Below are 22572 nucleotides of genomic sequence, written 5' to 3' on the forward strand. Positions count from 1 at the left end.
GTAAAACTAGGCCAAGTATACACTTGTGAGCAGACAAGGTGGTAGAAGTCGGCTAACGCCCGCCTAAGGGGCTGACAACGCACTACCACTAAACTCAAACACAACAACCGTAACCACCGCGGCTCAATGGGACTGGAAACGCCACGCGTTGGCAGTCCCTTTGAGGCGCTTGTTAGCTTCGTAGCTCATTGTTTAACAATGACTTTTTAAACACATTTACTTGAAATGCATTTTACGCAAAAGCATCACTCAAACACACGTCCAACGCCAAAAGCTGTGAAGTGAGCTGCCAAAACTTGCAGCGATCAAGGTTAAGTTGGCCACTTACTGCATTTCCGACAAAGAAAGCGCAATTTCAGCGACAATGCAGCCTTTGTGAAACGAAACTTTCCGTGTGGAGCATCCAACAACATTGAAGCATCGAGGTTTGATGGTTTTCAGCGACTTTGAAACTGCTGAACATTCAACACTTTCTGCCAAATCAGCATCTAGCAAAATTCAAATGCCAAATTGTGCAATTTGAACACTAAAAGCTGATTTTTAAGAACAAGAAGTTTGGATTTTGATGATTTTAGCCTTTAAGAAGCTAACGCCCGCCTAAGGGGCTGACAACGCACTACCACCAAACTCAAACACAACAACCGTAACCACCTCGGCTCATTGGGACTGGAAACGCTACGCGTTGACAGTCCCTCTTGAGGCGTTTGTTATATGCGTTCTTTCAAACCGTTATGAAATTTGTTGCCACAGACCTTACATAAATGAAGTGGGTAGTCCTGTTGGTTTTTTACAAATGCAGTACAAACAAGATGAATCAACTTACTATCGCTCTCATAACATACTGGGCAGTAAGGTGAATTATCACCATCAGCCCAATACAATTCACTTTCAGAGTCATATTGAATATTAACTTGTTGTTCCAAGGCTTGTTTTAGCTGACGAATCTCTTCATTTTTCTGTGCCAACAGTCCCTGTAACTGTGCTGCCTCAACCATCGTTAGCGACAACTGTTTAGTTAGTGTTGCTAAATGGAGCTGCATTTCATTCGAATTAGGGTTTTCTTGTTGTACTAATTTGAGTGTTTCAAGTGACTTATTTAAAAAGTCGATTAGCGTAACCCCGGCTGCCAATGTAATTGACATGAAAACTCCTCCAAACTATATATCTACCACTAGCATATAACGCCCGCTTAAGGGGCAGCCAACGCTACGACTAACTTTCCGCATAGCACCGTAATCACACAAATCAACGCATAGTAAAAATACCATGCGTTGGCTGTCCCTCTTGAAGCGTTTGTTATAACTTGGCTCTCGCGTATGTTTGTTTTATTAACTGATCATCTGGGTAGAGCAAAGTTAACAGATGGAAGATAGCGCGCTCTACATCCTTAACATAATCATTTGCTTTCTGAGTGTCTATGCTAGGGCTATCGTGTCGGTGAACTAATTTGTTCCTAATCTGAACACCTGTGTCTATCTGGTTTTTATAAGGGGATGACTCACCAAAATATTCAGCCATAATTTTGCCATACAGTTTGCTCAAAGGGGGGGATGGTAAATCAAGCAATAACGGCTCGAGTTCAGGTCGAGCTTTAGATAACGCTTCTTTTATAGCAAGTTCAGCTGCTATTGTGGCATCAATCCATTTGTGATGAGGCGAAAACTCTGTCTTTGCTCTATGCAAGTGCCTCATAGCTAATAAGGGCTCAACCTTGTTATCTACTGCAGACTGTATTAATTGCCCAATATCTTCTCGTAATGGACAAATAGAACTTGAGGAAACAGACACGCAATACTGGCTTGGAAGTTCATGCAGTTCTTTCTCATTGACTCCCCATAACTCTGACTTTATTGAGAACAGCTGTTCTTCTATATCATAGTGATTCAAGTGGTATTTAAGCATTGATAATACTTGTCGAGTAAAATGCTTCGCTTGATGAAATATTTCTGATACGGCAACCTTGCAATCCTTTGACAGCTTGTCGCCCTCAAAACGATTAAATGCAGCAAGTTCGGCAATAAAGCTATCTTCTAATTCAGCGCCTCGAACCTTAACCAGTACACAACTTTTGCTATAAGACACAGTCAAATCAATATCTAAACAACCAACTTTTTTGTGAAAAACAGCATCGAAATCGGACTCTGAAATAGGTCTTTTTTTTATTATTGTATATATACACTCAGCATATATCGATTTCATATATCACTCCAAGTTATAACGCCCGCCTAAGGGGCTGGCAACGCATAACACTAAACTCAAACGCAACAACTGAAACCACCGCGGCTCAATGGGACTGGAAACGCCACGCGTTGACAGTCCCTCTTGAGGCGTTTGTTAGCTTCGTAGCCTATTGTTTCACAATGACTTTTCAGACACATTTGCTTGAAAACGATTTTACGCAAATACATCAGACAAATACACGTCCAACACCAAAAGCTGTGACGTGAGCAGCCAAAACTCAAAACGATCAAGGTTGAGTTGACCACGGTTAAGAGTCCGCGACCAAGAAAACACACTTTCAGCGATGATGCAGCCTTTTGTGAAACCAAGCTTTCCGTGTGGAGCATCCAACAACATTGAAGCATCGAGGTTTGATGGTTTTCAGCGACTTTGAAACTGCTGAACATTCAACACTTTCTACCAAATAAACATCAGAAAAATTCAAGAGCCAAATTATGGAATTTGAGCGCTAAAAGCTGAATTTTCACAGCAAATGAGCTTAGATTCTGATGGTTCTAGCCTTTAAGAAGCTAACGCCGCATTAAGGGGTGAACAACGCCCAAACTAACTCAATGCAAACTACGCTCACCAAGATAGCTACTGCATGCTAAAAATGCTACGCGTTGTGAATCCCACTTAAATGCTTTGTTAGGTTACGATGTCTCATTTTGAGTGTGATTTTCACCGCACTACTATCCGATTTTCGTAATTCTTAGTCGTCAACTCGACCAATATCACAATTGCATAATACCAATAAATCAATAACTTATGCACCATTAAACATACGATAAAACTCACATTCTCTGGAAGCAATATAAGGATATAGAGAAATATGATTATTGGTGTATAAACTATGACTGAATCATCTCAAGATAAGACTAAGCGTAAGCTGATTAATCACATTAAAACCATCAAGCCCACGCATCAGACAGCGATATTTTTTAATAACTTTGATGATGCATTTCTGTTCAACAATTTGATGCAGGAAATTAAAAAACCTGTCAGTGCTGCATTCAAAAGTATCACTATGATTTGGGTGTTGAGATTAAAAAATCAGTTCAGATATGGCACTGTCGGATACATTCAAATTCTCACCTCTGCCGAACTTGATTTGAACTTGCTTAGCAAAGTGCTCTCTCGATACACCTATGACAGCCAAGTTAGAGTCGCACAACGTCCATTTGACCGAGAAAAATATACAGACACAGTATCAAAGCAAAGGCTTGCCAATTTAGCCGCCTATTTAGGCTCTGAGACAAGCCCAAGACGTTATGCCATAACCAACAAGCCTAGAGTGAATAGACACGCTCAGAATTGATTCTAGCGATAATGAGAAGCACTATCACCAAAACCAATTGGTTTCATATGTTACCCCGTGTTTCGATGAGAACTATTCTTCTGCAATTACCGAATCAGGCATAATCTCGCCATTTCCATTATAAATTACATGACTACCCGCTTTGATTAAATCGAAATCCCGCTGAAGCCAATGACCAATCTTTTGCTCCAAAGGCTTACTACCAATAGAATCTAATAAGCATGAAGGAAACGAAAAGTCATAATCTGCACTTATAAAGTTCAGATGTCGATGTGATGGAACAGGTTCAAACTCACAACCAAACTTTGTGGTCAGTACGTCTGCAATCAATTTTTCAGCTAAATTTACGTCCATTAGGTACTCCCTTTTGTGAAGCAACCTAACGCCCGCCTAAGGGGCTGACAACGCATTACACAAAACTCAAACACAACAACCGTAACCACAGCGGCTCAATGGGACTGGAAACGCCGCGCGTTGACAGTCCCTCTTGAGGCGTTTGTTAGCTTCGTAGCCTATTGTTTAGCAATGATTTTTCAAACACATTTGCTTGAAAGTCATTTTACGCAAAAGCATCATTTACGCAAAAGCATCAAGTAAACACACGTCCAGCGCCAAAAGCTGTGAAGTGAGCTGCCAAAAATTGCAGCGTTCAAGGTTAAGTTGGCCACTTACCGAATTTCCAACAAAGAAAGCGCCATTTCAGCGACAATGCAGCCTTTGTGAAACGAAACTTTCCGTGTGGAGCATCCAACAACATTGAAGCATCGAAACTTGATGGTTTTCAGCGACTTTGAAACTGCTGAGCATTCAACACTTTCTACCAAGTCAGAATCCGACAAACTCGGAAGCCAACTTGTGCAAGTTGAACGCTAAAAGCTGATTTTTCAGAACGATTGAGTTTGGATTTTGATGATTCCAGCCTTTAAGAAGCTAACGCCCGCCTAAGGGGCTGACAACGCATTAACACTAAACTCAAACACAACAACCGTCACCACCGCGGCTCAATGGGACTGGAAACGCCACGCGTTGACAGTCCCTCTTGAGGCGTTTGTTAGCTTCGTAGCCCATTGTTTAACAATGACTTTTTAAACACATTTGCTTGAAATGCATTTTACGCAAAAGCATCACTCAAACACACGTCCAACGCCAAAAGCTGTGAAGTGAGCTGCCAAAACTTGCAGCGTTCAAGGTTAAGTTGGCCACTTACTGCATTTCCGACAAAGAAGCACGATTTCAGCGACGATGTTGCTTTTTGTGAAACCAAGTTGACCGAATTGAACATTCAACGACTTTGAAGCATCGAGACTTGTTGACTTTCAGCGGCTTTGAAACTGCGGAACTTCCAACACTTTCTACCAAATCAGCATCTAGCAAAATTCAAATGCCAAATTGTGCAATTTGAACACTAAAAGCTGATTTTTCAGAACAAGAAGTTTGGATTTTGATGATTTTAGCCTTTAAGAAGCTAACGCCCGGTTAAGGGGCAGCCAACGCCACTGACAACTTAACGCATAACACCGTAAACCACAAAGACCAACGCATAGTAAAAATGCCGCGCGTTGGCTGTCCCTCTTGAACCGTTTGTTATGTGCACATATACTTTGTCTAGCTATGTAATACATTGTATGCACAAAGGTACTATTTATGAGAACAGAAATGCTGAGCACGCGCATTGACCACGACACGAAAATTGCGTTCACAAACGTCTGCGATGAGATGGGTCTAAGTACATCACAGGCCATAAAGTTATTTGCAAAAGCGGTTATTAATCATGGTGGAATCCCTTTTGAGCTGCGAGTTCCACAGCCTAATGAGGTTACTGAATCTGCAATTCAAGAGCTCGTTGAAGGAAAAGGACATAAAGCTGAATCCGTTGAAGCTATGCTGAATGAGCTTACTGAAGGCAAAGTTAAGCATGTATAAACTCGAATACTCAACACAGTTTAAGAAAGATTTCAAAAAGATAACTAAGATGCCGATTTCAGACATCATTGAAGTCGGCAATGTTATTTCTAAGCTGCAACGCGGCGAAAAGCTTGAACCCAAGAATGTTGACCATCCGTTAACTGGAAATTGGGTTGGATTTCGAGACTGCCACATTAAACCCGACCTAGTGTTAATCTATCGAGTTTTTAACGATCAACTACAACTAGCGCGCATTGGTTCACATAGTGATTTATTCTAATGAGTCAATTGTGCACATAACGCCCGCCTAAGGGGCTGGCAACGCACAACAACCAAACTCAAACACAACAACCGAAACCACCGCAGCTCATTGGGACTGGAAACGCCACGCGTTGACAGTCCCTCTTGAGGCGTTTGTTATGCAGTTGGTTGCCATAAATGCTGCTATTTTACGGTAAAACCAAACTATCGCTTGGTAGCCACTGTCTTTGTTGAGACAATCCTCACCGTTATTTCTACATCAACGGACAACTATGAAACTCTTAGTTCGCAACCTTGCTCGTACCACAACTGAGCACGACATTCGTAAACTTTTTTCTGAACACGGCTCTGTTACCGAATGCACTCTCGTTTTAGACCAAGAAACCGGTCTATCGAAAGGCTTTGCTTTCGTCGAAATGCCAGAGGCTTCAGAAGCAAAAACTGCAATTGCAGCACTGAATATGGCAAACGTTGCCAAAAGTAAGATTCGAGTCAAAGCAGCTCAATAAAGCAACTTCTAAAGCCAGCTGAAAATGCTGGTTTTTATTGCCCAAAAACTGCATAACGCCCGCTTAAGGGGCAGACAACGCTTCTACCAACTTATTGCATAACACCGTAACCACAAAAACCAACGCATAGTTAAAATGCCACGCGTTGGCTGTCCCTCTTGAAGCGTTTGTTAGCCGAACATTCACCAACGAAATTGTGGCCGTTGGCCTTCTGCTTGCTTAAACTCTGCCCCTAGGCTTTTGTAGAATTCCTGAGCCTTGGTATTTTTAGCACTAACTGTCCAACTTATGTATGACGCTGACGATAATTTGGCTTGTGTTTTTAAAGCCAACATGAGTTTACGACCATAACCTTTCGACCTGTGCTTTTCGACAACAAAAAGATCATCAAGCCAAATTGATATTTCATTGCCAAAAGATAAGCGCTTATAGCGAAACAATGCAAACCCCAAAGCCTTACCATTAACTTCCAATAATAAGACATGTGCATATGGATGTTCAGAAAACAACCTACGTTCAATTTTTTCCACAAACGTAGTAACCTCACCTCGAAAACTTTTCATCCTTCGATCAAACTCAACTTTTTGCTCGATAAGCCCCAACAATACATTTAGGTCTTTCTTTGTAGCCGCTCTTATGACCACTGTAAAACTATCTCCTGTCGGCTAACGCCCGCCTAAGGGGCTGACAACGCATTACCACTAAAATCAAACGCAACAACTGTAACCACCGCGGCTCAATGGGACTGGAAACGCCACGCGTTGACAGTCCCTCTTGAGGCGTTTGTTAGCACACACTGGCTACATAACACACTCTTTCGCCGTTTTAGCTTGTGCCACGCCTTTTTCGATAATTGCTAACACTTGATCGTTCTTTACTGATGATACGATTTTATCTAGCAAGTTTTCCGCTGTTGCTTCCGAAGAAACGTCAACTAAACAACTGTAGGAATTAGAAATTTTCTCTGTAGCGGCAACAACTGCTTGGTGATCGGTGAAGTCGGTATTGATCAACGAATCTATTGACTGAGTAAACTCTTGTGCTTTTTGAGTCGCATCACCAAGAACGTCAAGATTAAGGTCTTGCAAATTTAGTGAGTCCGCTTTTTGCTGCAAGTTATCTACGGCTTTATTCGCTGCAGCTTGAGCCTCATCAATCGCTTTAGTTGCATCATCGCAACCCACTAAAGCAATCATTACAGTCAGTACCATTAACGATTTTTTCATTTTTCAGCCTCTCAAATAAAGGTTACGTCTCGATACTAAACCAAGGCAAAAGACCATTAAACAGAAATACCGTAACAGGATACAAGCTCCGGCTTATGAGATGTGTGTGCTAACGCCCGCCTAAGGGGCTGGCAACGCATTACCACTAAACTCAAACACAACAACCGTAACCACCGCCGCTCAATTGGACTGGAAACGCCACGCGTTGACAGTCCCTCTTGAGGCGTTTGTTATGCGCGTGCTTCAGACCAAACAGCAAATTCATTACCACTTGGCTCTGTAAAATGAAAACGACAACCACCAGGAAACTCAAAGATAGGACGGATGATATGACCGCCATTTTTCACGACTTTTTCTAAAGTGGCTTCAATGTCTGAACTGTAGAAAATTAACAGTGCGCCACCATTTTCAGTCCGACTAGAAAACTCAGCCTTGAAAAAACCACCGTCTAAGCCTTCATTTGAGAAAGCTGTATATTCAGGTCCATAGTCAACAAAGTTCCAGCCAAAAACCTTTGAAAAGAACGCTTTCGTTGACTCTAAGTCTTTCGCTGCAAACTCCACATAATTAAGCTTTTCATGCTGGTTCATTGTTAACTCCTGTCAATTTTTCCAATTAGCGCATAACGCCCGCCTAAGGGGCTGGCAACGCATTACTACTAAACTCAAACACAACAACCATAACCACCGCGGCTCAATGGGACTGGAAACGCTACGCGTTGACAGTCCCTCTTGAGGCGTTTGTTATATTTTCGTTCTCAACTATAACGTGATAGAACGTTGAGCATTGCCAAAAATCATTAAATAACCGATATTTCTCGGCTCTCTAAAACAGTCGCAGCTTCTGCTCGTTCAATGATTTTTAGCAATACCGATTGAATCGCTTCATTTTCACGGGCATCTTTGTCACTCGTAAATCTCTGAATTTGTGGTTCGGCGTTTTCTTCAGGAACAAAAGTGATGACGACTTCGGTCGCCAAATCGGTCGTTTCACCGAAATACTCTAATGATATTTGCGGATAACCTCTGAAACCTCTTTGTACTCGTTTCAATATGCGTTTTTTCGCCTTATCCACGTTCATGATGAACCCTTTTGATGGTTGAACTGAAAAGAAATATAACGCCCGCCTAAGGGGCTGGCAACGCATTACCACTAAACTAAAACACAACAACCATAACCACTGCGGCTCAATGGGACTGGAAACGCCGCGCGTTGACAGTCCCTCTTGAGGCGTTTGTTATGCTTAAGCTTCAACACTTTACATTTGAATCAAACCAATAATAACCCACTGAAATCATTGGCCAAACCTCGAGTTTCTTGAATTTGAACTGGCTCATTTTTTACCTATGAACTGACCAATGCAGGCTTTCATTTAGCAACTAGGCCAATGTGGAAACCCTCTCCGACAAACCAATTCACCACGCATGAGCACAACAACTCAATGAGGCAATGATACTGAAATTTACAGCGACAGACAGATTGCCGTTTCATTAGGCAGCGCAAAACAATGCTCAATTGCCGACTGACTTTCAGCCTATAAGTAAAGGCACCAAACTGCTCAAAGCGACTTGAGAGAGCAAAACTCACCTCGCGTGGACTCAAAAAACCAATGAGGCAATAACACAGAATTTACAGCGCCAGACACATTGCCGCTTCATTAGGCAGCGACAAATAATATTGAATTGCCGAAAAAACCTGAACGAAATGCCAAAGAAATCGATAACACAACCAACTGATTTTTATGGTTTAAGCATAACGCCCGCCTAAGGGGCTGACAACGCATAACGCTAAACTCAAACACAAAAACCGAAACCACCGCGGCTCATTGGGACTGGAAACGCCGCGCGTTGACAGTCCCTCTTGAGGCGTTTGTTATGCTTAAGCTTCAACACTTTACATTTGAACCAAACCAAGAATAACCCACTGAAATCATTCACCAAACTTCGACTTTCATTGAACTAGAACTGGCTCAACTTTTACCTATGAACTGACCAATGCAGGCTTTCATTTAGCAACTAGGCCAATGTGGAAACCCTCTCCGACAAACCAACTCACCACGAATGGGCACGACAACTGAATGAGGCAATGACACTGAAATTTACAGCGACAGACACATTGCCGTTTCATTAGGCAGCGCAAAACAATGCTCAATTGCCGACAGACTTTAAGCCTGTAAGTAAAGGCACCAGACTGTTCAAAGCGACTTGAGCCAACAATACTAACCTCGCGCAGACTCAAAAACCTAATGAGGCAATAACTCAGAATTAACAGCGCCAGACACATTGCCGCTTCATTAGGCAGCGAAAAACAATATTGAATTGCCAACAAAACCTGAACGAAATGCCAAAGGAATCGACATTCACAACCTACTGATTTTATGGATTAAGCATAACGCCCGCCTAAGGGGCTGGCAACGCATTACCACTAAACTCAAACACAACAACCGTAACCACCGCGGCTCATTGGGACTGGAAACGCCACGCGTTGACAGTCCCTCTTGAGGCGTTTGTTATATGCCATTTTTACCACTATAATCAATGCGCATTTAAAATACGCACGGAGTGACTTCATGAGAACCACGTTTAGTACACAAGCCCCCAAAAAGGCTACCAATCTTAGCTTAAACAGTGAGTTACTTGCTGAAGCTAAACGCCTTAATATCAATCTATCCGCTACGATGGAAAAAGCCTTAGAAAAAGAAGTTTCCTCTAGATTGAAAGCTGAATGGCTAGAACAAAATGCCGAAGCCATTGAAGCTTGTAACGAACTTACTGAGAAACATGGCCTTTTTTCTGATTCATACCGAGTATTCTGATGTCTCAATTTACCCTTTACCAAAATCTCGACAAAAGTACGTCTACCGCTTATCCCTATTTTGTTGACGTACAAAGTGAGCTGCTCAATACGCTAAATACTCGATTGGTGATCCCACTTACACCACTTGATTTACTAGAAAAGAAAGCACCAAGCCATTTGTGCCCAACGATCCATATTGAACAAGGTGACTTTGTCATTCTTACTCAACAGATGGCAAGTGTACCAACCAAAATCTTAGTTGAGCCCGTCGCAGACTTAAGCACTTTCAGAGATGAGATTATCGCTGCTATCGACTTTTTGATTACTGGCATATAACGCCCGCCTAAGGGGCTGGCAACGCATTACCACTAAACTCAAACACAACAACCGTAACCACGCGGCTCAATGGGACTGAAAACGCCACGCGTTGGCAGTCCCTTTGAGGCGTTTGTTAGCTTCGTAGCCCATTGTTTACCAATGATTTTTAAACAAATTTGCTTGAAATGCATTTTACGCAAAAGCATTACTCAAACACACGTCCAACACCAAAAGCTGTGAAGTGAGCAACCAAAACTCGCAGCGATCAAGGTTAAGTTGGCCACTTACCGAATTTCCGACAAAGAAAGCGCGATTTCAGCGACAATGCAGCCTTTGTGAAACGAAACTTTCCGTGTGGAGCATCCAACAACATTGAAGCATCGAAACTTGATGGGTTTCAGCGACTTTGAAACTGCTGAGCATTCAACACTTTCTACCAAGTCAGAATCCGACAAACTCGAAAGCCAACTTGTGCAATTTGAACGCTAAAAGCTGATTGTTCAGAACGATTGAGTTTGGATTTTGATGATTCCAGCCTTTAAGAAGCTAACGCCCGCCTAAGGGGCTGGCAACGCATTACCACTAAACTCAAACACAACAACCGTCACCACCGTGGCTCAATGGGACTGGAAACGCCGCGCGTTGACAGTCCCTCTTGAGGCGTTTGTTATGCAGTTGGTTGCCCTAAATGCCGCTATTTTACGGTAAAACCAAACTATCACTTGGTGGCAACTGTCTTTGTTGAGACAATCCTCACCGTTATTTCTACATCAACGGACAACTATGAAACTCTTAGTTCGCAACCTTGCTCGTACCACAACTGAGCACGACATTCGTAAACTGTTTTCTGAACACGGCTCTGTTACCGAATGCACTCTCGTTTTAGATCAAGAAACCGGTCTATCGAAAGGCTTTGCTTTCGTCGAAATGACAGAGGCTTCAGAAGCAAAAACGGCAATTGCAGCACTGAATATGACAAGCGTTGCCAAAAGCAAGATCCGAGTCAAAGCTGCTCAATAAAGCAAATTCTAAAGCCAGCTGAAAATGCTGGTTTTTTATTGCCCAAAAACTGCATAACGCCCGCCTAAGGGGCTGGCAACGCATACCACCAAACTCAAACACAACAACCATAACCACCGCAGCTCAATGGGACTGGAAACGCCGCGCGTTGACAGTCCCTCTTGAGGCGTTTGTTAGGTTTGTGCGCTGAAGCTCATGTAGTAATAACCACCCAATTCATCATCCACTTTCGACACAATTTCAAAACCTTGCGACAAATAAAAGTTGAGTGCCTTTTGATTTTGAACCATGCACTTAAGGCTTAAGTTGCCATATTTCATTTTTGCGCCGTTAAGCAGCATCAAGCCCACACCTTGCCCCTGATATTCGGTTGCGACATAGAGATGATGAATAAAATTGTCAGGCTCCCAAATGGAAATGAAGCCGGCAACATTCCCTAAAACCTCAGACAACCAAATTCGTTCACCTTGACTATCGCGGTCGAAGTCTTCTATCCGAAAACTATCCGCCTTGAGCCATGGGAAACTATCTCGTCTAGAGTCCAAGTAGAGCTTTCTCAACGATTCGAGATTACAGGCACTAAACTCTTTGATTTCCATGAACAACCTTAAACCTAACGCCCGCCTAAGGGGCTGGCAACGCATGACCACTAAACTCAATCACAACAACCGTAACCACCGCGGCTCAATGGGACTGGAAACGCTACGCGTTGACAGTCCCTCTTGAGGCGTTTGTTAGCTTCGTAGCCAATTGTTTTCTAATGACTTTTAAAACAAATTTGCTTGAAATGAATTTTACGCAAAAGCATCACTCAAACACACGTCCAACGCCAAAAGCTGTGAAGTGAGCTGCCAAAACTCGCAGCGCTCAAGGTTAAGTTGGCCACTTACCGCATTTCCGACAAAGAAAGCACGATTTCAGCGACGATGCTGCTTTTTGTGAAACCAAGTTGACCGTGTTGAACATCCAACAACGTTGAAGCATCGAGACTTGTTGGCTTTCAGCGACTTTGAAACCACGGAACTTTCAACACTTTCGACCAAATCAGCATCAAGAAAAAACGCAAAAGCAAACTTGTGCAATTTGAACGCTAAAAGCTGATTTTTCAGAGCGATTGAGTTTGGATTTTGATGATTCCAGCCTTTAAGAAGCTAACGCCCGCCTAAGGGGCTGACAACGCAAAACACTAAACTCAAACACAACAACAGTAACCACCGCGGCTCATAGGGACTGGAAACGCCGCGCGTTGACAGTCCCTCTTGAGGCGTTTGTTAGCCTTATCAACGCGACTGTGATGTATAAACTTCAAAAATTGAACGACCAATCTTAACTATCGCATCATTTCGTTCTGCCATTGAAGCCTCGGTTTGAGCTAGATAAATACTTACGATAATCGGTTTTTTTTCTTCACTCCACACAATCGCTGTAATACTCCTAGCACCAAATCCACCTGCTCCTGAGCGATCAGCAATACTCCACTTCACTGGCAATACTGACCTCAATAAATTACCCGTAACTTGATTGTTCACCATCCAAGACTCTAATTTTTTCTGACTAGCTTCAGATAATGTGGAACCAAATAATAATTGATTTAACGTGCTGGTTATTGCATTAGGCGTTGTCGTATCCCTCAAATCACCGAGTTTACCTTCATTGAGCTCAGGCTCGACACGATCTAGACGAGTTTCTTTGTCACCAATTTGTCTCAGAAAATCAGTAATTCTTTTAGGATCACCGACAGCATTTATAACAATATTGGCTGCTGTATTGTCGCTTGTTGTCATAGTAGCAAAGCATGCATCAGAGAGCGTTATTGGTTTACCTACTTGCTTTTCTAATACAGGCGAATACGTAACAAGATCTGCTTTCTTAACCTCAACTGTACTATTGAGATTAACTTTTCCATGCTCTGCATCATACAGCAACTTAGCACAAGCTATTGTTTTGAAAGTACTTGTTAATGGAAATCGTTGATCACCATTATAATCCCAGCTTTCGCCATTTTGAGTATCCAAAATGGCGACTCCTATACGAGCAGAGAGTGAAGACTCAATTCCCTTAATTTCTTGTTCAACTGATTGAAATTTTGAACTGCTTGCAAAAACTACAGATGGCATTAAAAGCGCAAATACCAACAAAGACTTCATGTATGTGACCCCATAATATTGATTGGCATACATCTTAACTTAAAGCATTAGGCACTGAAATAAGGCTAACGCCCGCCTAAGGGGCTGACAACGCATTACCACCAAACTTAAACACAACAACTGCAACCACCGCGGCTCATTGGGACTGGAAACGCCGCGCGTTGACAGTCCCTCTTGACACGGAAACCGCATGAACATCACCGTCACGTAAGGCTTTCAAGAACCTTACTTAGGTACTTTTCGTCCATTGCGCAGTTCATCCGTTTACGTTTGATACCACCTTTAAACGTGGTTTCACTCTTTAATAGGTTCAAACATATCTGCCTGATCCTTGCAAAAGCCTCTGCTCGATCGTCCGCTCTAATACGCGAATTGTCCTCACAAAATGCAGTATCAAGTGACCAATGCATGACCTCTACACCCCAGTGAGAACGTGTCGCTTCAAGTAACGTTTGAGCTTCCAATTCTTTAGAGCATATGTAGTAACGAATACTCACATCTTGCTCTGTTGCTACTGCCGATTCTTGTCGAATTGAAGCCACGATGCCCATTGATTTAAGCCCAGGCCATTCATGTTCAATATCACCCAAAACCGACAAATCGCGATTCACTAAAGCCACTCTCGTTTCTATTCTTCCGTGACTTTTTTCTTGAGTACTATAAGAACTACCGTCGAAATCTTGAAGCATGTCCATTCGAAAATAATCATCAAAGGCTTGCTCAAGCATTCCCTGATTGCCTTTGACCGCCAATAAATAATCCGCTTCTTTATCAAGGATTTTCTGCGCTATTTTCTTTTGGCAGCCCATTGCATCAATTGTAATCAAGCAGCCTTTTACATCCAGCAAGTCAAGTAGCTTGGGGATCGCGGTAATCTCGTTACTCTTAGAATCAACCTTCAGTTGCCCAATGCTCATTCCATTTGCTGTAGCAAAAGCGTTCACCATATGGATCGTTCCCTTGCCTTTTGAGCGGTCATAAGAGCCGCGTAATGTTTTACCGTCGATGGCAATCACTTCACCATCCGTCAGTGTATGGCAGTCCTTCATCCAGGCAATGAAGCTTCTTTGCAAAGCGACAGGATTAATCATACCCATCACGCGAGACAGGGTATCCGCAGAAGGAATTCCAGCTTCAAAGTGACCATATCGTTTAAGGAAATCTAAGCGAGCATTACCAAAATCGATAATGCCATCCCAGCCATCGTGACCCGACAAAACACCACAAATTGTCAGCAAAATAATGTCTGATAATTTGTGTTCTACTTTGCTTTCTTGTCGGTAGTCTTTAATGATTTGGAAATGCATAAATGGGTTGATTAACTCGCTCATATTTAGGCTCCTGTATTGTCTAGGAGCAATTACAAAACAACTGAAATGATCTACAAGGTGATCTTAAATTTCATCGGGTTACATCAAAAAACTGAGATTAAGGAAGCATTGGTTGCTAATTCTAAGCATCACCGCAGCCCTTATATATCAACGACCTTCATGCGGTTTCCCTGATGTACTTTGGTAAGGATTGTCGCCATTTTGTAAGTGCATCTTGGCTTGATTTTTCACTTGCCAATTGAGTTGGGGCATTTGCTCCGACAACTTGAGTTCAAGTAATTTTTCATAATCTGAATCTAAACAATCGGCATCGAAGAAAATGACATCAATGTCGTTTAATGGCGTCAGTGTTACGTTGTGATGTAAAGAGTCCCAAACAAGGTTTCGCACAAAACCTGCGGCTATGTAGCATTGAGGCAATTCAAGCTGGCAAACACATTCCAGTGCTTCAAGTCGAATGGGATCTTTTCTAATTAAATCAACGATGGCTTTCATTTTCACCTTGCGCCATAACGCCCGCTTAAGGGGCTGACAACGCTACTACCAACTTTCCGCATAACACCGCAGCCACAAAAACCAACGCATAGTAAAAATGCCACGCGTTGGAAGTCCCTCTTGAAGCGTTTGTTAGGGGAAATTTTTATTTCCAGTAAATAATTCAACCAGTAACTAAAATTTAAATTTCAGTTTTAACCAATTTATAGTAATGCGTAGTTTGTATTTTACTAAATCCAAGACTTTGATATAATTTTAATGCTTTTTCATTCCATTCTACTACGTTTAATTCAATTCTATTAGCACCCTGGCTTATTGCTTTATTGATCGCAAATTGTGTTATTATTTTCCCATAACCTTTTCCTTGATAGAATGGAGTAACAAATATATCATCTAATAAACCATTATTAGTAACCATTGCAGATGCTATAAGCTTTTCGTTATTTAACAAGAGAAATATTTTTTCCTTGTTTTTCAAAAATTCCGATCTTTTTTCATCGCTTAACTCACAGCAAATATGTGGTTGGAAATCATGCGCTTTTCTCATTTCATAAAAACTTGACCTTAATCCCTCTGCGTATTGTTCAAAATATCTATCCTCATATGCTATAATTTTTAGCTCTGACTTAGGTTGAGCCGATCCATTATATAATAAATCATGCACCCCATACCATTTTTGATAGCCTAAACTTTTATAAAATGGTGTAACATCCTCTTTGCCAATACGAAATTGTGTTACTATAAAAGTAAAGTTTAATGTATACTTCTGTTTCATTATTTGAGTATAAAGCAATGTCCCAATGCCTTTTCTTCTTTCATTCGGAACAACATACACTAACACATCTGCTTTTTTCTTATTATTCCACGGTTTTACACAACTGAAGCCTTGTATTTTTTCACCATTATCAAATACAATTATTTGATAATTTTTAGCATCAAAACACTCAGAAATTTCTTCTTCTGTAATTAAAAAATCCTGCTTTACTAATTTTATTAATTTTATTAATTCGTTTTTATCTTCAAGTTTAAAGTCACGTATCATTATTCCTCCCCCTCATGTGAATAATATTACTACATTTTTCGCTTTTCCGTGGAAGTACTTACGGGAAAAATTATAGAATCTGTAAGCATTTCTATTGATTTGCATTTTTGCAACAACACTTACAGCAAATGCCATGATAGACTTTAATCAAAAATAACAATTTAATAGCATTTTAAGTTCAATTTTTAAAACCAATCTTGTTAGAGAAAGCTATCTATTCTGCGCCGAAGGCGTCCCCCTAACGCCCGCCTAAGGGGCTGGCAACGCATTAACACTAAACTCAAACACAACAGCCGAAACCACCGCGGCTCAATGGGACTGGAAACGCCACGCGTTGACAGTCCCGCTTGAGGCGTTTGTTAGGTTTGTGCTACGAAGCTCATATAGTAATAACCACCCAATTCATCATCCACTTGCGACACAATTTCAAAACCTTGCGACAAATAAAAGTTGAGTGCTTTTTGATTTTGAACCATGCACTTAAGGCTTAAGTTGCCATATTTCATTTTTGCGCCGTTAAGCAGCATCGAGCCCACACCTTGCCCCTGATATTCGGTTGCGACATAGAGATGATGAATAAAATTGTCAGGCTCCCAAATGGAAATGAAGCCAGAAACATTCCCTAAAACCTCAGACAACCAAATTCGTTCACCTTGACTATCGCGGTCGAAGTCTTCTATCCGAAAACTATCCGCCTTGAGCCATGGGAAACTATCTCGTCTAGAGTCCAAGTAGAGCTTTCTCAACGATTCGAGATTACAGGCACTAAACTCTTTGATTTCCATGAACAACCTTAAACCTAACGCCCGCCTAAGGGGCTGGCAACGCATTAACACTAAACTCAAACACAGCAACTGCAACCACCGCGGCTCATTGGGACTGGAAACGCCGCGCGTTGACAGTCCCTCTTGAGGCGTTTGTTATAACACAGTTTCACACATCATGTTCCGTGAGCAATTGACGACAGTTACGAACTGTTAGAACGCGGATTTCGTGGCTCAAACTATAAATAATGCGGTAATGACCGAAAATGATTTCACGGTAGTTCGTATGAGGCATTTCAGGAACCATGCGGCCCATTTCTGGCATTGAGCCGAGCAATTCCGTTTTGTCGAATACTTCATTCACCCACTTTTCTGCAGCTGATGGGTTATCCAAAGCAATAAACTCTGCGGCATCACCCAGTTTTTGTAACGCTAGAGGTGACCAAACTACTTTCATTTGATGATGCGCCCCAGAACTTGTGAACGAGCATCTTCGTTTGATATACCTAAACCTGCAGCCAATTGAGCTTCTGCAGTACGCATTTCTTCGAGTAATTCGATTTTCTCTTGCATTGCTTCATACTCCGCAACGTCAAGAACAACGGCTACACCTTTACCTCGTTGTGTAATAACCAATGGTCGACGAGTCTCATTGATCTGTTTGATAAATGATGCAACGCCAGCACGGAACTCAGACAAAGGCTGAATATCTTGATCAAGGTGAATACGGCTCATAATGAACTCCATTTAGTACAATTTAATGTACAAATAGTAGTTCAATTGAGATTTACGAGCAAGGAATTGATTCTGTGTTATAACGCTTTCTAGACAGCTTCTTACCTTTCCAATAGGTAGGCTACCGCTTTCTAATTAATAGACCACCACGGAAACCGCATGAACATCACCGTCACGTAAGGCTTTCAAGAACCTTACTTAGGTACTTTTCGTCCATTGCGCAGTTCATCCGTTTACGTTTGATACCACCTTTAAACGTGGTTTCGCTCTTTAATAGGTTCAAACATATCTGCCTGATCCTTGCAAAAGCCTCTGCTCGATCGTCCGCTCTAATACGCGAATTGTCCTCACAAAATGCAGTATCAAGTGACCAATGCATGACCTCTACACCCCAGTGAGAACGTGTCGCTTCAAGTAACGTTTGAGCTTCCAATTCTTTAGAGCATGTTGCAGCTTCCATTAACAAATCTGGATCGTCATTTTTATTAGCAAAAAATGCATAAAATGAAACGCCTACATTATCACCCTTCTGTTCAATCTTCTTGGAACAAACTTGAATTACCTTTTTTCTCAATGAACTACGCACTTGTTAATTGCCTGCTTTGTTAGAAAATGATGGGTAACTTATACAGATTAAAGCATGAACACAAGAAAAACTGTTTTTATATACAGCCCCAGCCAATTGAATGAGCCATAACGCCCGCCTAAGGGGCTGGCAACGCATTACCACTAAACTCAAATACAACAACTGCAACCACCGCGGCTCAATGGGACTGGAAACGCTACGCGTTGACAGTCCCTCTTGAGGCGTTTGTTAGCTGAATTTTTCCATGACAAAGTTGCACAGCTTTTGACCGCGGACTTCTATGGTTTGCTCTTGTGTAACCTTGAACCCAAATCTCTCATAAAACGGACGAGCTGTAATACTCACCTCAGAGTAAAACCTAGTAATTCCTTGTAACTTACCCATTCTGAGTACATGTTCCATTAACTGTCGCCCGACTCCTCGACCTTGATGTTCATGGTGACAAAAGAAATGATCAATTAATCCATTTTCTTGAAGATCACTATAACCAACAATTTTTCCATCAATTTCAGCCACAAAAGGTGACAGCAAGTTCATTTTTCGTTGCCAAATCTCTGAAGAAAAATCATCTGGAGCCCATGCTTCAACTTGGGCTTGCGAATAATCACGTAAGTTCACATTACGAACCGTATGATAAAAAATAGCCCATAAATCATGCGCATCTGATTCTTGATACTTTCTAATTTCGATCATGCTGATATTTACCACCATTCAGCTAACGCCCGCCTAAGGGGCTGACAACGCACAACAACTAAACTCAAACACAACAACCGTAACCCCCGCGGCTCATTGGGACTGGAAACGCTACGCGTTGACAGTCCCTCTTGAGGCGTTTGTTATGTGTTTATTTCGACCAGTCCCAATTTCCTTGCTCCTTGACCAAAACTCTTTGATCTTGGGTCACTGTCAACAATCCTGAATCTGAAATTATGTAAACAAAATCGCCATTTACAAACTCATAACCAATAAATCTTGATGGTGTACCATCTGATAAATATGTATGTAACGTATGACCATTGAGAATAATCTTATTGCCAGAACTCTTTGATTTACCAGTATAAGTTACGTCATCACAAGTCACGTTACCTTCAATGCAATTTGACTCAATCAAAACCACATAGTTTTCTGTCACCAACGTCGCTGAAATACTCGAAAAACTCGTACAAAATAGTACACACAATAGACCAAATTCACGCACGATAATCTCCAAAACACATAACGCCCTGCTAAGGGGTGAGCAATGCACTACAAAAGCTACCGCACACCGCCTTAACCACAAAACCCGCCGCATGCTAAAAATGCCACGCATTGCGAATCCCGCTTAAGCAGTTTGTTAGCTTAAATTTCAGCACCTTAGATTTGCTAAGCCCGAGATTAACCTGATTTGGAAAACCGACAAACTACCTGAGCTTTAAAACCCGCATTGACTCAAACTTTGTGACCTTTCATGCGATTTGAAAAACCGAAAATTTTGACAAATCATTTTCGCAAAACTCAAAGCGAAAGCGACACTTCCAAAGCGACTTTGCGGCAAAATGGCTCACCTCGCGCAATCCCAAAACTCAATTGAGGCAACTGCTCAAAACTCGTGTTGGCAAACAATGCTGATTTGCCGAGAAACCAGAACGAATGGCCAAAGGAAGAAGGAAAAAACCACAACCAATTGATTTTACGTGTTTTAAGCTAACGCCCGCCTAAGGGGCTGGCAACGCCACGCGTTGGCAGTCCCTTTGAGGCGTTTGTTAGTTTCGTAGCCTATTGTTTAACAATGACTTTTTAAACTCATTTGCTTGAAAGTCATTTTACGCAAAAGCATCACGCAAACACACGTCCAACGCCAAAAGCTGTGACGTTGGCCGCCAAAACGTTAAGAGTCCGCGACAAAGAAAGCCAGATCACAGCGATGATTCAGCCTTTTATGAAACCAAACTGATCAAGTTGAACGTCCGACAACATTGAAGCATCAAAGCTTGTTGGTTATCAGCGATTTTGAAACCGCTGAACTTTCAACGCTTTCTACCAAATCGGCATCAGGAAAAACCCAAAAGCTAAATTGTGCAGCTTGAACGATAAAGGCTAAATTTTCAGAACCTTGTGCGTGAATTTTTGATGGTTTTCCTGAGAGAAACTAACGCCCGCCTAAGGGGCTGACAACGCATTACCACTAAACTCAAACACAACAACCATAACCACCGCGGCTCAATGGGACTGGAAACGCCACGCGTTGACAGTCCCTCTTGAGGCGTTTGTTATGCTTAAGCTTCAACACTTTACATTTGAACCAACTCAAGAATAACCCACTGAAATCATTGACCAAACTTCGAATTTCCCTGAATTAGAACTGGCTCAACTTTTACCTATGAACTGACCAATGCAGGCTTTCATTTAGCAACTAGGCAAATGTAGAAAACCTCTCCGACAAACTCACTCACCACGCATGGGCACGACAACTCAATGAGGCAATAACACTGAAATTTACAGCGATAAACACATTGCCGTTTCATTAGGCAGCGCAAAACAATGCTCAATTGCCGACAGGCTTTAAGCCCATAAGTAAAGGCACCAAACTGCTCAAAGCGACTTGAGCCAACAATACTAACCTCGCGCAGACTCAACAACACAATGAGGCAATCACTCAGAATTTACAGCGTCAGATACATTGCTGTTTCATTAGGCAGCGAAAAACAATATTGAATTGCCGACAAAACCTGAACGAAATGCCAAAGAAATCGACAATTACAACCTGCTGATTTTTATGGATTAAGCATAACGCCCGCCTAAGGGGCTGGCAACGCAATACCACTAAACTCAAACACAACAACTGCAACCACCGCGGCTCATTGGGACTGGAAACGCCACGCGTTGACAGTCCCACTTGAGGCGTTTGTTAGCTTCGTAGCCCATTGTTTGCTAATGACTTTTTAAACAAATTTGCTTGAAATGTATTTTACGCAAATGCATCACACAAACACACGTCCAACGCCAAAAGCTGTGAAGTTGGCTGCCAAAACTTATAACGATCTAGGCTAAGTTGGCCACGGTTAAGAGTCCACGACAAAGAAAACCAGATCACAGCGATTATGCAGCATTTGTGAAACCAAATTTGCCGTGTTGAATATCCGACAACATTGAAGCTTCAGGCTTGTGGATTTTAGCGACTTGATATCGCTGAGCTTTCAACACGTTCTACCAAATTAGCATCAGGAAAACTCGAAAGCCAAGTTGCGATATTTGAATGCTAAAAGCTGAGTTTTCAAAACAATTAAACCCAGATTTTGGTGATTTTCGCTTTAAGAAGCTAACGCTGCGTTAAGGGGTGAATGCCGCATAAACCAACCTTCCGCAAACCACTTTCACCACCAAAAGTCGCCGCAAACCAAAAATGCCACGCGGCATGAATCCCTCTTGAACGCCTTGTTATAAGTAATTTTCCTCTAGCGCGACATTTTGCTTAAAATCTTATCTGCTTGCTTTCTTGCTTCTTGGATACCTTTAGCGACCCAAATTTTACTTTTTTCTTCATCAAGGTTTCGATCCGAACATCGTGAAGTAAGAACCAAAACACTTTCTGCTTCTGGGCCTGGATGAGTTTCATAAGCTACGTAATGATGTCCATTCGTAAAAATCATGCCATTCGCCAGATTGTAACCACCATCTTCGTCGGTCGTATTTATCCGGAAATCATACGCTTGCTGAATCCTGTCTACTGCTGTACCTGCATTCGTATCTATATAAACTTTGTTTGTATATTTTCCAGCAGGTGTAGCATGCATTTGCACAGTTGCATTAATTGCATAAACTTTCATAATCTTTTCAAACATATACTTTCCTTTTTACCAAACTGTCATCTGATTACTTATAACGCCCGCCTAAGGGGCTGGCAACGCATTACAACCAGA

Annotated in this window: 30 protein-coding genes and 8 pseudogenes; 7 read left to right on the forward strand and 31 right to left on the reverse strand. The window is 41.9% G+C overall.

What is annotated here, in order from left to right; all coding sequences use genetic code 11:
* Nucleotides 1-232: 232 nt before the first annotated feature.
* The 4 genes and pseudogenes from R4537_RS02605 to R4537_RS02620 all read right to left on the reverse strand — a co-directional run bounded on the left by R4537_RS02605 (nt 233) and on the right by R4537_RS02620 (nt 2577).
* Nucleotides 233-421 (reverse strand): annotated as a pseudogene (locus tag R4537_RS02605) (DUF645 family protein).
* A 286-nt stretch (nt 422-707) separates the two neighbouring features.
* A complete protein-coding gene (locus tag R4537_RS02610; RefSeq protein ID WP_042989409.1) occupies nt 708-1142 on the reverse strand; it encodes a hypothetical protein in 435 nt (144 codons plus the stop codon).
* A 154-nt stretch (nt 1143-1296) separates the two neighbouring features.
* Complete coding sequence (locus R4537_RS02615; RefSeq protein ID WP_071179110.1) at nt 1297-2199, reverse strand: hypothetical protein; 903 nt, start codon at nt 2197-2199, stop codon at nt 1297-1299.
* 195 nt (nt 2200-2394) lie between these two features.
* Nucleotides 2395-2577: a DUF645 family protein gene (locus R4537_RS02620; protein WP_113610321.1), complete on the reverse strand. Its 183-nt coding sequence runs from the start codon at nt 2575-2577 to the stop codon at nt 2395-2397.
* 496 nt (nt 2578-3073) lie between these two features.
* Between R4537_RS02620 and R4537_RS02625 the strand changes: the two genes are divergently transcribed.
* On the forward strand, nt 3074-3538 hold the full coding sequence (locus R4537_RS02625) for a hypothetical protein (protein ID WP_069648540.1): 465 nt from the start codon (nt 3074-3076) through the stop codon (nt 3536-3538).
* 72 nt (nt 3539-3610) lie between these two features.
* Here the strand turns inward: R4537_RS02625 and R4537_RS02630 are convergent, their stop codons facing one another.
* From R4537_RS02630 to R4537_RS02640, 3 genes and pseudogenes are all read right to left on the reverse strand, one after another.
* On the reverse strand, nt 3611-3892 hold the full coding sequence (locus R4537_RS02630) for a hypothetical protein (protein ID WP_148495036.1): 282 nt from the start codon (nt 3890-3892) through the stop codon (nt 3611-3613).
* A 222-nt stretch (nt 3893-4114) separates the two neighbouring features.
* A pseudogene (locus tag R4537_RS02635) lies at nt 4115-4303 on the reverse strand (DUF645 family protein).
* Nucleotides 4304-4649: 346 nt separating this feature from the next.
* Complete coding sequence (locus tag R4537_RS02640) at nt 4650-4820, reverse strand: DUF645 family protein (protein WP_000483444.1); 171 nt, start codon at nt 4818-4820, stop codon at nt 4650-4652.
* A gap of 362 nt (nt 4821-5182) precedes the next feature.
* Between R4537_RS02640 and R4537_RS02645 the strand changes: the two genes are divergently transcribed.
* The 3 genes from R4537_RS02645 (at nt 5183) to R4537_RS02655 (ending at nt 6213) form a co-directional block, all read left to right on the forward strand.
* Nucleotides 5183-5461 carry a type II toxin-antitoxin system RelB/DinJ family antitoxin gene (locus R4537_RS02645; protein ID WP_071179049.1) on the forward strand — a complete coding sequence of 93 codons (279 nt, stop codon included), beginning with the start codon at nt 5183-5185 and terminating at the stop codon, nt 5459-5461.
* Nucleotides 5454-5723, forward strand: coding sequence for a type II toxin-antitoxin system YafQ family toxin (locus R4537_RS02650; protein WP_000277238.1), 270 nt, complete (start codon nt 5454-5456; stop codon nt 5721-5723). Before R4537_RS02645 ends, R4537_RS02650 begins: the two co-directional genes overlap by 8 nt.
* A gap of 253 nt (nt 5724-5976) precedes the next feature.
* On the forward strand, nt 5977-6213 hold the full coding sequence (locus R4537_RS02655) for an RNA recognition motif domain-containing protein (RefSeq protein ID WP_000772130.1): 237 nt from the start codon (nt 5977-5979) through the stop codon (nt 6211-6213).
* A gap of 182 nt (nt 6214-6395) precedes the next feature.
* Here the strand turns inward: R4537_RS02655 and R4537_RS02660 are convergent, their stop codons facing one another.
* From R4537_RS02660 to R4537_RS02685, 7 genes and pseudogenes are all read right to left on the reverse strand, one after another.
* Nucleotides 6396-6857 (reverse strand): GNAT family N-acetyltransferase, encoded by a 462-nt coding sequence (locus R4537_RS02660; RefSeq protein WP_071179048.1) that lies wholly within the window; start codon nt 6855-6857, stop codon nt 6396-6398.
* Nucleotides 6858-7013: 156 nt separating this feature from the next.
* A complete protein-coding gene (locus R4537_RS02665) occupies nt 7014-7439 on the reverse strand; it encodes a hypothetical protein (protein ID WP_032473260.1) in 426 nt (141 codons plus the stop codon).
* 230 nt (nt 7440-7669) lie between these two features.
* Nucleotides 7670-8029: a VOC family protein gene (locus R4537_RS02670; protein WP_019830329.1), complete on the reverse strand. Its 360-nt coding sequence runs from the start codon at nt 8027-8029 to the stop codon at nt 7670-7672.
* A gap of 209 nt (nt 8030-8238) precedes the next feature.
* Complete coding sequence (locus R4537_RS02675; protein WP_175463861.1) at nt 8239-8520, reverse strand: hypothetical protein; 282 nt, start codon at nt 8518-8520, stop codon at nt 8239-8241.
* A gap of 287 nt (nt 8521-8807) precedes the next feature.
* Complete coding sequence (locus tag R4537_RS02680; RefSeq protein WP_071179117.1) at nt 8808-9041, reverse strand: DUF3709 domain-containing protein; 234 nt, start codon at nt 9039-9041, stop codon at nt 8808-8810.
* A pseudogene (locus R4537_RS18675) lies at nt 9038-9088 on the reverse strand (hypothetical protein); the annotation flags it as partial. The gene R4537_RS02680 and the pseudogene R4537_RS18675, both read right to left, overlap by 4 nt.
* A gap of 355 nt (nt 9089-9443) precedes the next feature.
* Entirely contained in the window at nt 9444-9767 is a 324-nt protein-coding gene (locus R4537_RS02685) for a DUF3709 domain-containing protein (protein WP_080483555.1), read from the reverse strand.
* A gap of 241 nt (nt 9768-10008) precedes the next feature.
* Here R4537_RS02685 and R4537_RS02690 point away from each other — a divergent pair, with 241 nt between their 5' ends.
* Nucleotides 10009-10254, forward strand: a complete 246-nt coding sequence (locus R4537_RS02690; protein ID WP_001260801.1) for a type II toxin-antitoxin system CcdA family antitoxin — start codon at nt 10009-10011, stop codon at nt 10252-10254.
* Entirely contained in the window at nt 10254-10571 is a 318-nt protein-coding gene (locus R4537_RS02695) for a CcdB family protein (protein WP_053034821.1), read from the forward strand. Before R4537_RS02690 ends, R4537_RS02695 begins: the two co-directional genes overlap by 1 nt.
* A 174-nt stretch (nt 10572-10745) precedes the next feature.
* Here R4537_RS02695 and R4537_RS02700 read toward each other — a convergent pair.
* Nucleotides 10746-10926 (reverse strand): annotated as a pseudogene (locus tag R4537_RS02700) (DUF645 family protein).
* Nucleotides 10927-11336: 410 nt separating this feature from the next.
* Between R4537_RS02700 and R4537_RS02705 the strand changes: the two are divergent.
* Nucleotides 11337-11573 (forward strand): RNA recognition motif domain-containing protein, encoded by a 237-nt coding sequence (locus R4537_RS02705; RefSeq protein ID WP_071179254.1) that lies wholly within the window; start codon nt 11337-11339, stop codon nt 11571-11573.
* A 173-nt stretch (nt 11574-11746) separates the two neighbouring features.
* Here the strand turns inward: R4537_RS02705 and R4537_RS02710 are convergent, their stop codons facing one another.
* From R4537_RS02710 to R4537_RS02795, 16 genes and pseudogenes are all read right to left on the reverse strand, one after another.
* On the reverse strand, nt 11747-12172 hold the full coding sequence (locus R4537_RS02710; protein ID WP_001903098.1) for a GNAT family N-acetyltransferase: 426 nt from the start codon (nt 12170-12172) through the stop codon (nt 11747-11749).
* 195 nt (nt 12173-12367) lie between these two features.
* Nucleotides 12368-12521 (reverse strand): annotated as a pseudogene (locus R4537_RS02715) (DUF645 family protein).
* 332 nt (nt 12522-12853) lie between these two features.
* Nucleotides 12854-13720 (reverse strand): PSE family carbenicillin-hydrolyzing class A beta-lactamase, encoded by an 867-nt coding sequence (gene blaPSE / locus R4537_RS02720; protein ID WP_071179255.1) that lies wholly within the window; start codon nt 13718-13720, stop codon nt 12854-12856.
* A 203-nt stretch (nt 13721-13923) separates the two neighbouring features.
* Nucleotides 13924-15051, reverse strand: coding sequence for an ISAs1-like element IS1358 family transposase (locus tag R4537_RS02725; protein WP_071179253.1), 1128 nt, complete (start codon nt 15049-15051; stop codon nt 13924-13926).
* A gap of 174 nt (nt 15052-15225) precedes the next feature.
* Nucleotides 15226-15546: pseudogene (locus R4537_RS02730) on the reverse strand (nucleotidyltransferase family protein); the annotation flags it as partial.
* A gap of 181 nt (nt 15547-15727) precedes the next feature.
* Nucleotides 15728-16588: a GNAT family N-acetyltransferase gene (locus R4537_RS02735; protein WP_071179115.1), complete on the reverse strand. Its 861-nt coding sequence runs from the start codon at nt 16586-16588 to the stop codon at nt 15728-15730.
* A 359-nt stretch (nt 16589-16947) separates the two neighbouring features.
* Nucleotides 16948-17373 (reverse strand): GNAT family N-acetyltransferase, encoded by a 426-nt coding sequence (locus R4537_RS02740; RefSeq protein ID WP_338953069.1) that lies wholly within the window; start codon nt 17371-17373, stop codon nt 16948-16950.
* A gap of 148 nt (nt 17374-17521) precedes the next feature.
* On the reverse strand, nt 17522-17809 hold the full coding sequence (locus R4537_RS02745) for a type II toxin-antitoxin system RelE/ParE family toxin (protein ID WP_000869999.1): 288 nt from the start codon (nt 17807-17809) through the stop codon (nt 17522-17524).
* Nucleotides 17806-18087, reverse strand: a complete 282-nt coding sequence (locus R4537_RS02750; RefSeq protein ID WP_000086649.1) for a type II toxin-antitoxin system Phd/YefM family antitoxin — start codon at nt 18085-18087, stop codon at nt 17806-17808. Before R4537_RS02750 ends, R4537_RS02745 begins: the two co-directional genes overlap by 4 nt.
* A gap of 172 nt (nt 18088-18259) precedes the next feature.
* Nucleotides 18260-18673, reverse strand: coding sequence for a DUF6500 family protein (locus R4537_RS02755; RefSeq protein ID WP_080483426.1), 414 nt, complete (start codon nt 18671-18673; stop codon nt 18260-18262).
* Between the two features lie 228 nt (nt 18674-18901).
* Complete coding sequence (locus tag R4537_RS02760) at nt 18902-19366, reverse strand: GNAT family N-acetyltransferase (RefSeq protein ID WP_002033245.1); 465 nt, start codon at nt 19364-19366, stop codon at nt 18902-18904.
* Between the two features lie 151 nt (nt 19367-19517).
* Nucleotides 19518-19871: a hypothetical protein gene (locus tag R4537_RS02765; RefSeq protein WP_080483425.1), complete on the reverse strand. Its 354-nt coding sequence runs from the start codon at nt 19869-19871 to the stop codon at nt 19518-19520.
* A gap of 604 nt (nt 19872-20475) precedes the next feature.
* Nucleotides 20476-20629, reverse strand: a pseudogene (locus R4537_RS18715) (DUF645 family protein).
* Nucleotides 20630-21054: 425 nt separating this feature from the next.
* Nucleotides 21055-21288 carry a DUF3709 domain-containing protein gene (locus R4537_RS02775; RefSeq protein ID WP_080483272.1) on the reverse strand — a complete coding sequence of 78 codons (234 nt, stop codon included), beginning with the start codon at nt 21286-21288 and terminating at the stop codon, nt 21055-21057.
* Nucleotides 21289-21620: 332 nt separating this feature from the next.
* Nucleotides 21621-21802 (reverse strand): annotated as a pseudogene (locus R4537_RS18685) (DUF645 family protein).
* 305 nt (nt 21803-22107) lie between these two features.
* On the reverse strand, nt 22108-22494 hold the full coding sequence (locus R4537_RS02795) for a hypothetical protein (RefSeq protein ID WP_045612997.1): 387 nt from the start codon (nt 22492-22494) through the stop codon (nt 22108-22110).
* Between the last annotated feature and the right edge of the window lie 78 nt (nt 22495-22572).

It is taken from the genome of Vibrio paracholerae (assembly GCF_037672085.1).
In the GTDB taxonomy this organism is placed as follows: Bacteria; Pseudomonadota; Gammaproteobacteria; order Enterobacterales; family Vibrionaceae; genus Vibrio; species Vibrio cholerae.

Excerpts from the sequence above, each read along its gene's own strand:
- R4537_RS02650 (WP_000277238.1), top strand. The coding sequence starts at position 5,454 with ATGTATAAACTCGAATACTCAACACAGTTTAAGAAAGATTTCAAAAAG.
- R4537_RS02630 (WP_148495036.1), bottom strand. The coding sequence starts at position 3,892 with ATGGACGTAAATTTAGCTGAAAAATTGATTGCAGACGTACTGACCACA.
- R4537_RS02655 (WP_000772130.1), top strand. The coding sequence starts at position 5,977 with ATGAAACTCTTAGTTCGCAACCTTGCTCGTACCACAACTGAGCACGAC.
- R4537_RS02615 (WP_071179110.1), bottom strand. The coding sequence starts at position 2,199 with ATGAAATCGATATATGCTGAGTGTATATATACAATAATAAAAAAAAGA.
- R4537_RS02705 (WP_071179254.1), top strand. The coding sequence starts at position 11,337 with ATGAAACTCTTAGTTCGCAACCTTGCTCGTACCACAACTGAGCACGAC.
- R4537_RS02625 (WP_069648540.1), top strand. The coding sequence starts at position 3,074 with ATGACTGAATCATCTCAAGATAAGACTAAGCGTAAGCTGATTAATCAC.
- R4537_RS02760 (WP_002033245.1), bottom strand. The coding sequence starts at position 19,366 with ATGATCGAAATTAGAAAGTATCAAGAATCAGATGCGCATGATTTATGG.
- R4537_RS02645 (WP_071179049.1), top strand. The coding sequence starts at position 5,183 with ATGAGAACAGAAATGCTGAGCACGCGCATTGACCACGACACGAAAATT.
- R4537_RS02710 (WP_001903098.1), bottom strand. The coding sequence starts at position 12,172 with ATGGAAATCAAAGAGTTTAGTGCCTGTAATCTCGAATCGTTGAGAAAG.
- R4537_RS02640 (WP_000483444.1), bottom strand. The coding sequence starts at position 4,820 with ATGTTCAATTCGGTCAACTTGGTTTCACAAAAAGCAACATCGTCGCTG.
- R4537_RS02690 (WP_001260801.1), top strand. The coding sequence starts at position 10,009 with ATGAGAACCACGTTTAGTACACAAGCCCCCAAAAAGGCTACCAATCTT.
- R4537_RS02745 (WP_000869999.1), bottom strand. The coding sequence starts at position 17,809 with ATGAAAGTAGTTTGGTCACCTCTAGCGTTACAAAAACTGGGTGATGCC.
- R4537_RS02695 (WP_053034821.1), top strand. The coding sequence starts at position 10,254 with ATGTCTCAATTTACCCTTTACCAAAATCTCGACAAAAGTACGTCTACC.
- blaPSE (WP_071179255.1), bottom strand. The coding sequence starts at position 13,720 with ATGAAGTCTTTGTTGGTATTTGCGCTTTTAATGCCATCTGTAGTTTTT.
- R4537_RS02675 (WP_175463861.1), bottom strand. The coding sequence starts at position 8,520 with ATGAACGTGGATAAGGCGAAAAAACGCATATTGAAACGAGTACAAAGA.
- R4537_RS02725 (WP_071179253.1), bottom strand. The coding sequence starts at position 15,051 with ATGAGCGAGTTAATCAACCCATTTATGCATTTCCAAATCATTAAAGAC.
- R4537_RS02795 (WP_045612997.1), bottom strand. The coding sequence starts at position 22,494 with ATGTTTGAAAAGATTATGAAAGTTTATGCAATTAATGCAACTGTGCAA.
- R4537_RS02620 (WP_113610321.1), bottom strand. The coding sequence starts at position 2,577 with ATGTTGTTGGATGCTCCACACGGAAAGCTTGGTTTCACAAAAGGCTGC.
- R4537_RS02735 (WP_071179115.1), bottom strand. The coding sequence starts at position 16,588 with ATGATACGTGACTTTAAACTTGAAGATAAAAACGAATTAATAAAATTA.
- R4537_RS02610 (WP_042989409.1), bottom strand. The coding sequence starts at position 1,142 with ATGTCAATTACATTGGCAGCCGGGGTTACGCTAATCGACTTTTTAAAT.
- R4537_RS02750 (WP_000086649.1), bottom strand. The coding sequence starts at position 18,087 with ATGAGCCGTATTCACCTTGATCAAGATATTCAGCCTTTGTCTGAGTTC.
- R4537_RS02740 (WP_338953069.1), bottom strand. The coding sequence starts at position 17,373 with ATGGAAATCAAAGAGTTTAGTGCCTGTAATCTCGAATCGTTGAGAAAG.
- R4537_RS02670 (WP_019830329.1), bottom strand. The coding sequence starts at position 8,029 with ATGAACCAGCATGAAAAGCTTAATTATGTGGAGTTTGCAGCGAAAGAC.
- R4537_RS02665 (WP_032473260.1), bottom strand. The coding sequence starts at position 7,439 with ATGAAAAAATCGTTAATGGTACTGACTGTAATGATTGCTTTAGTGGGT.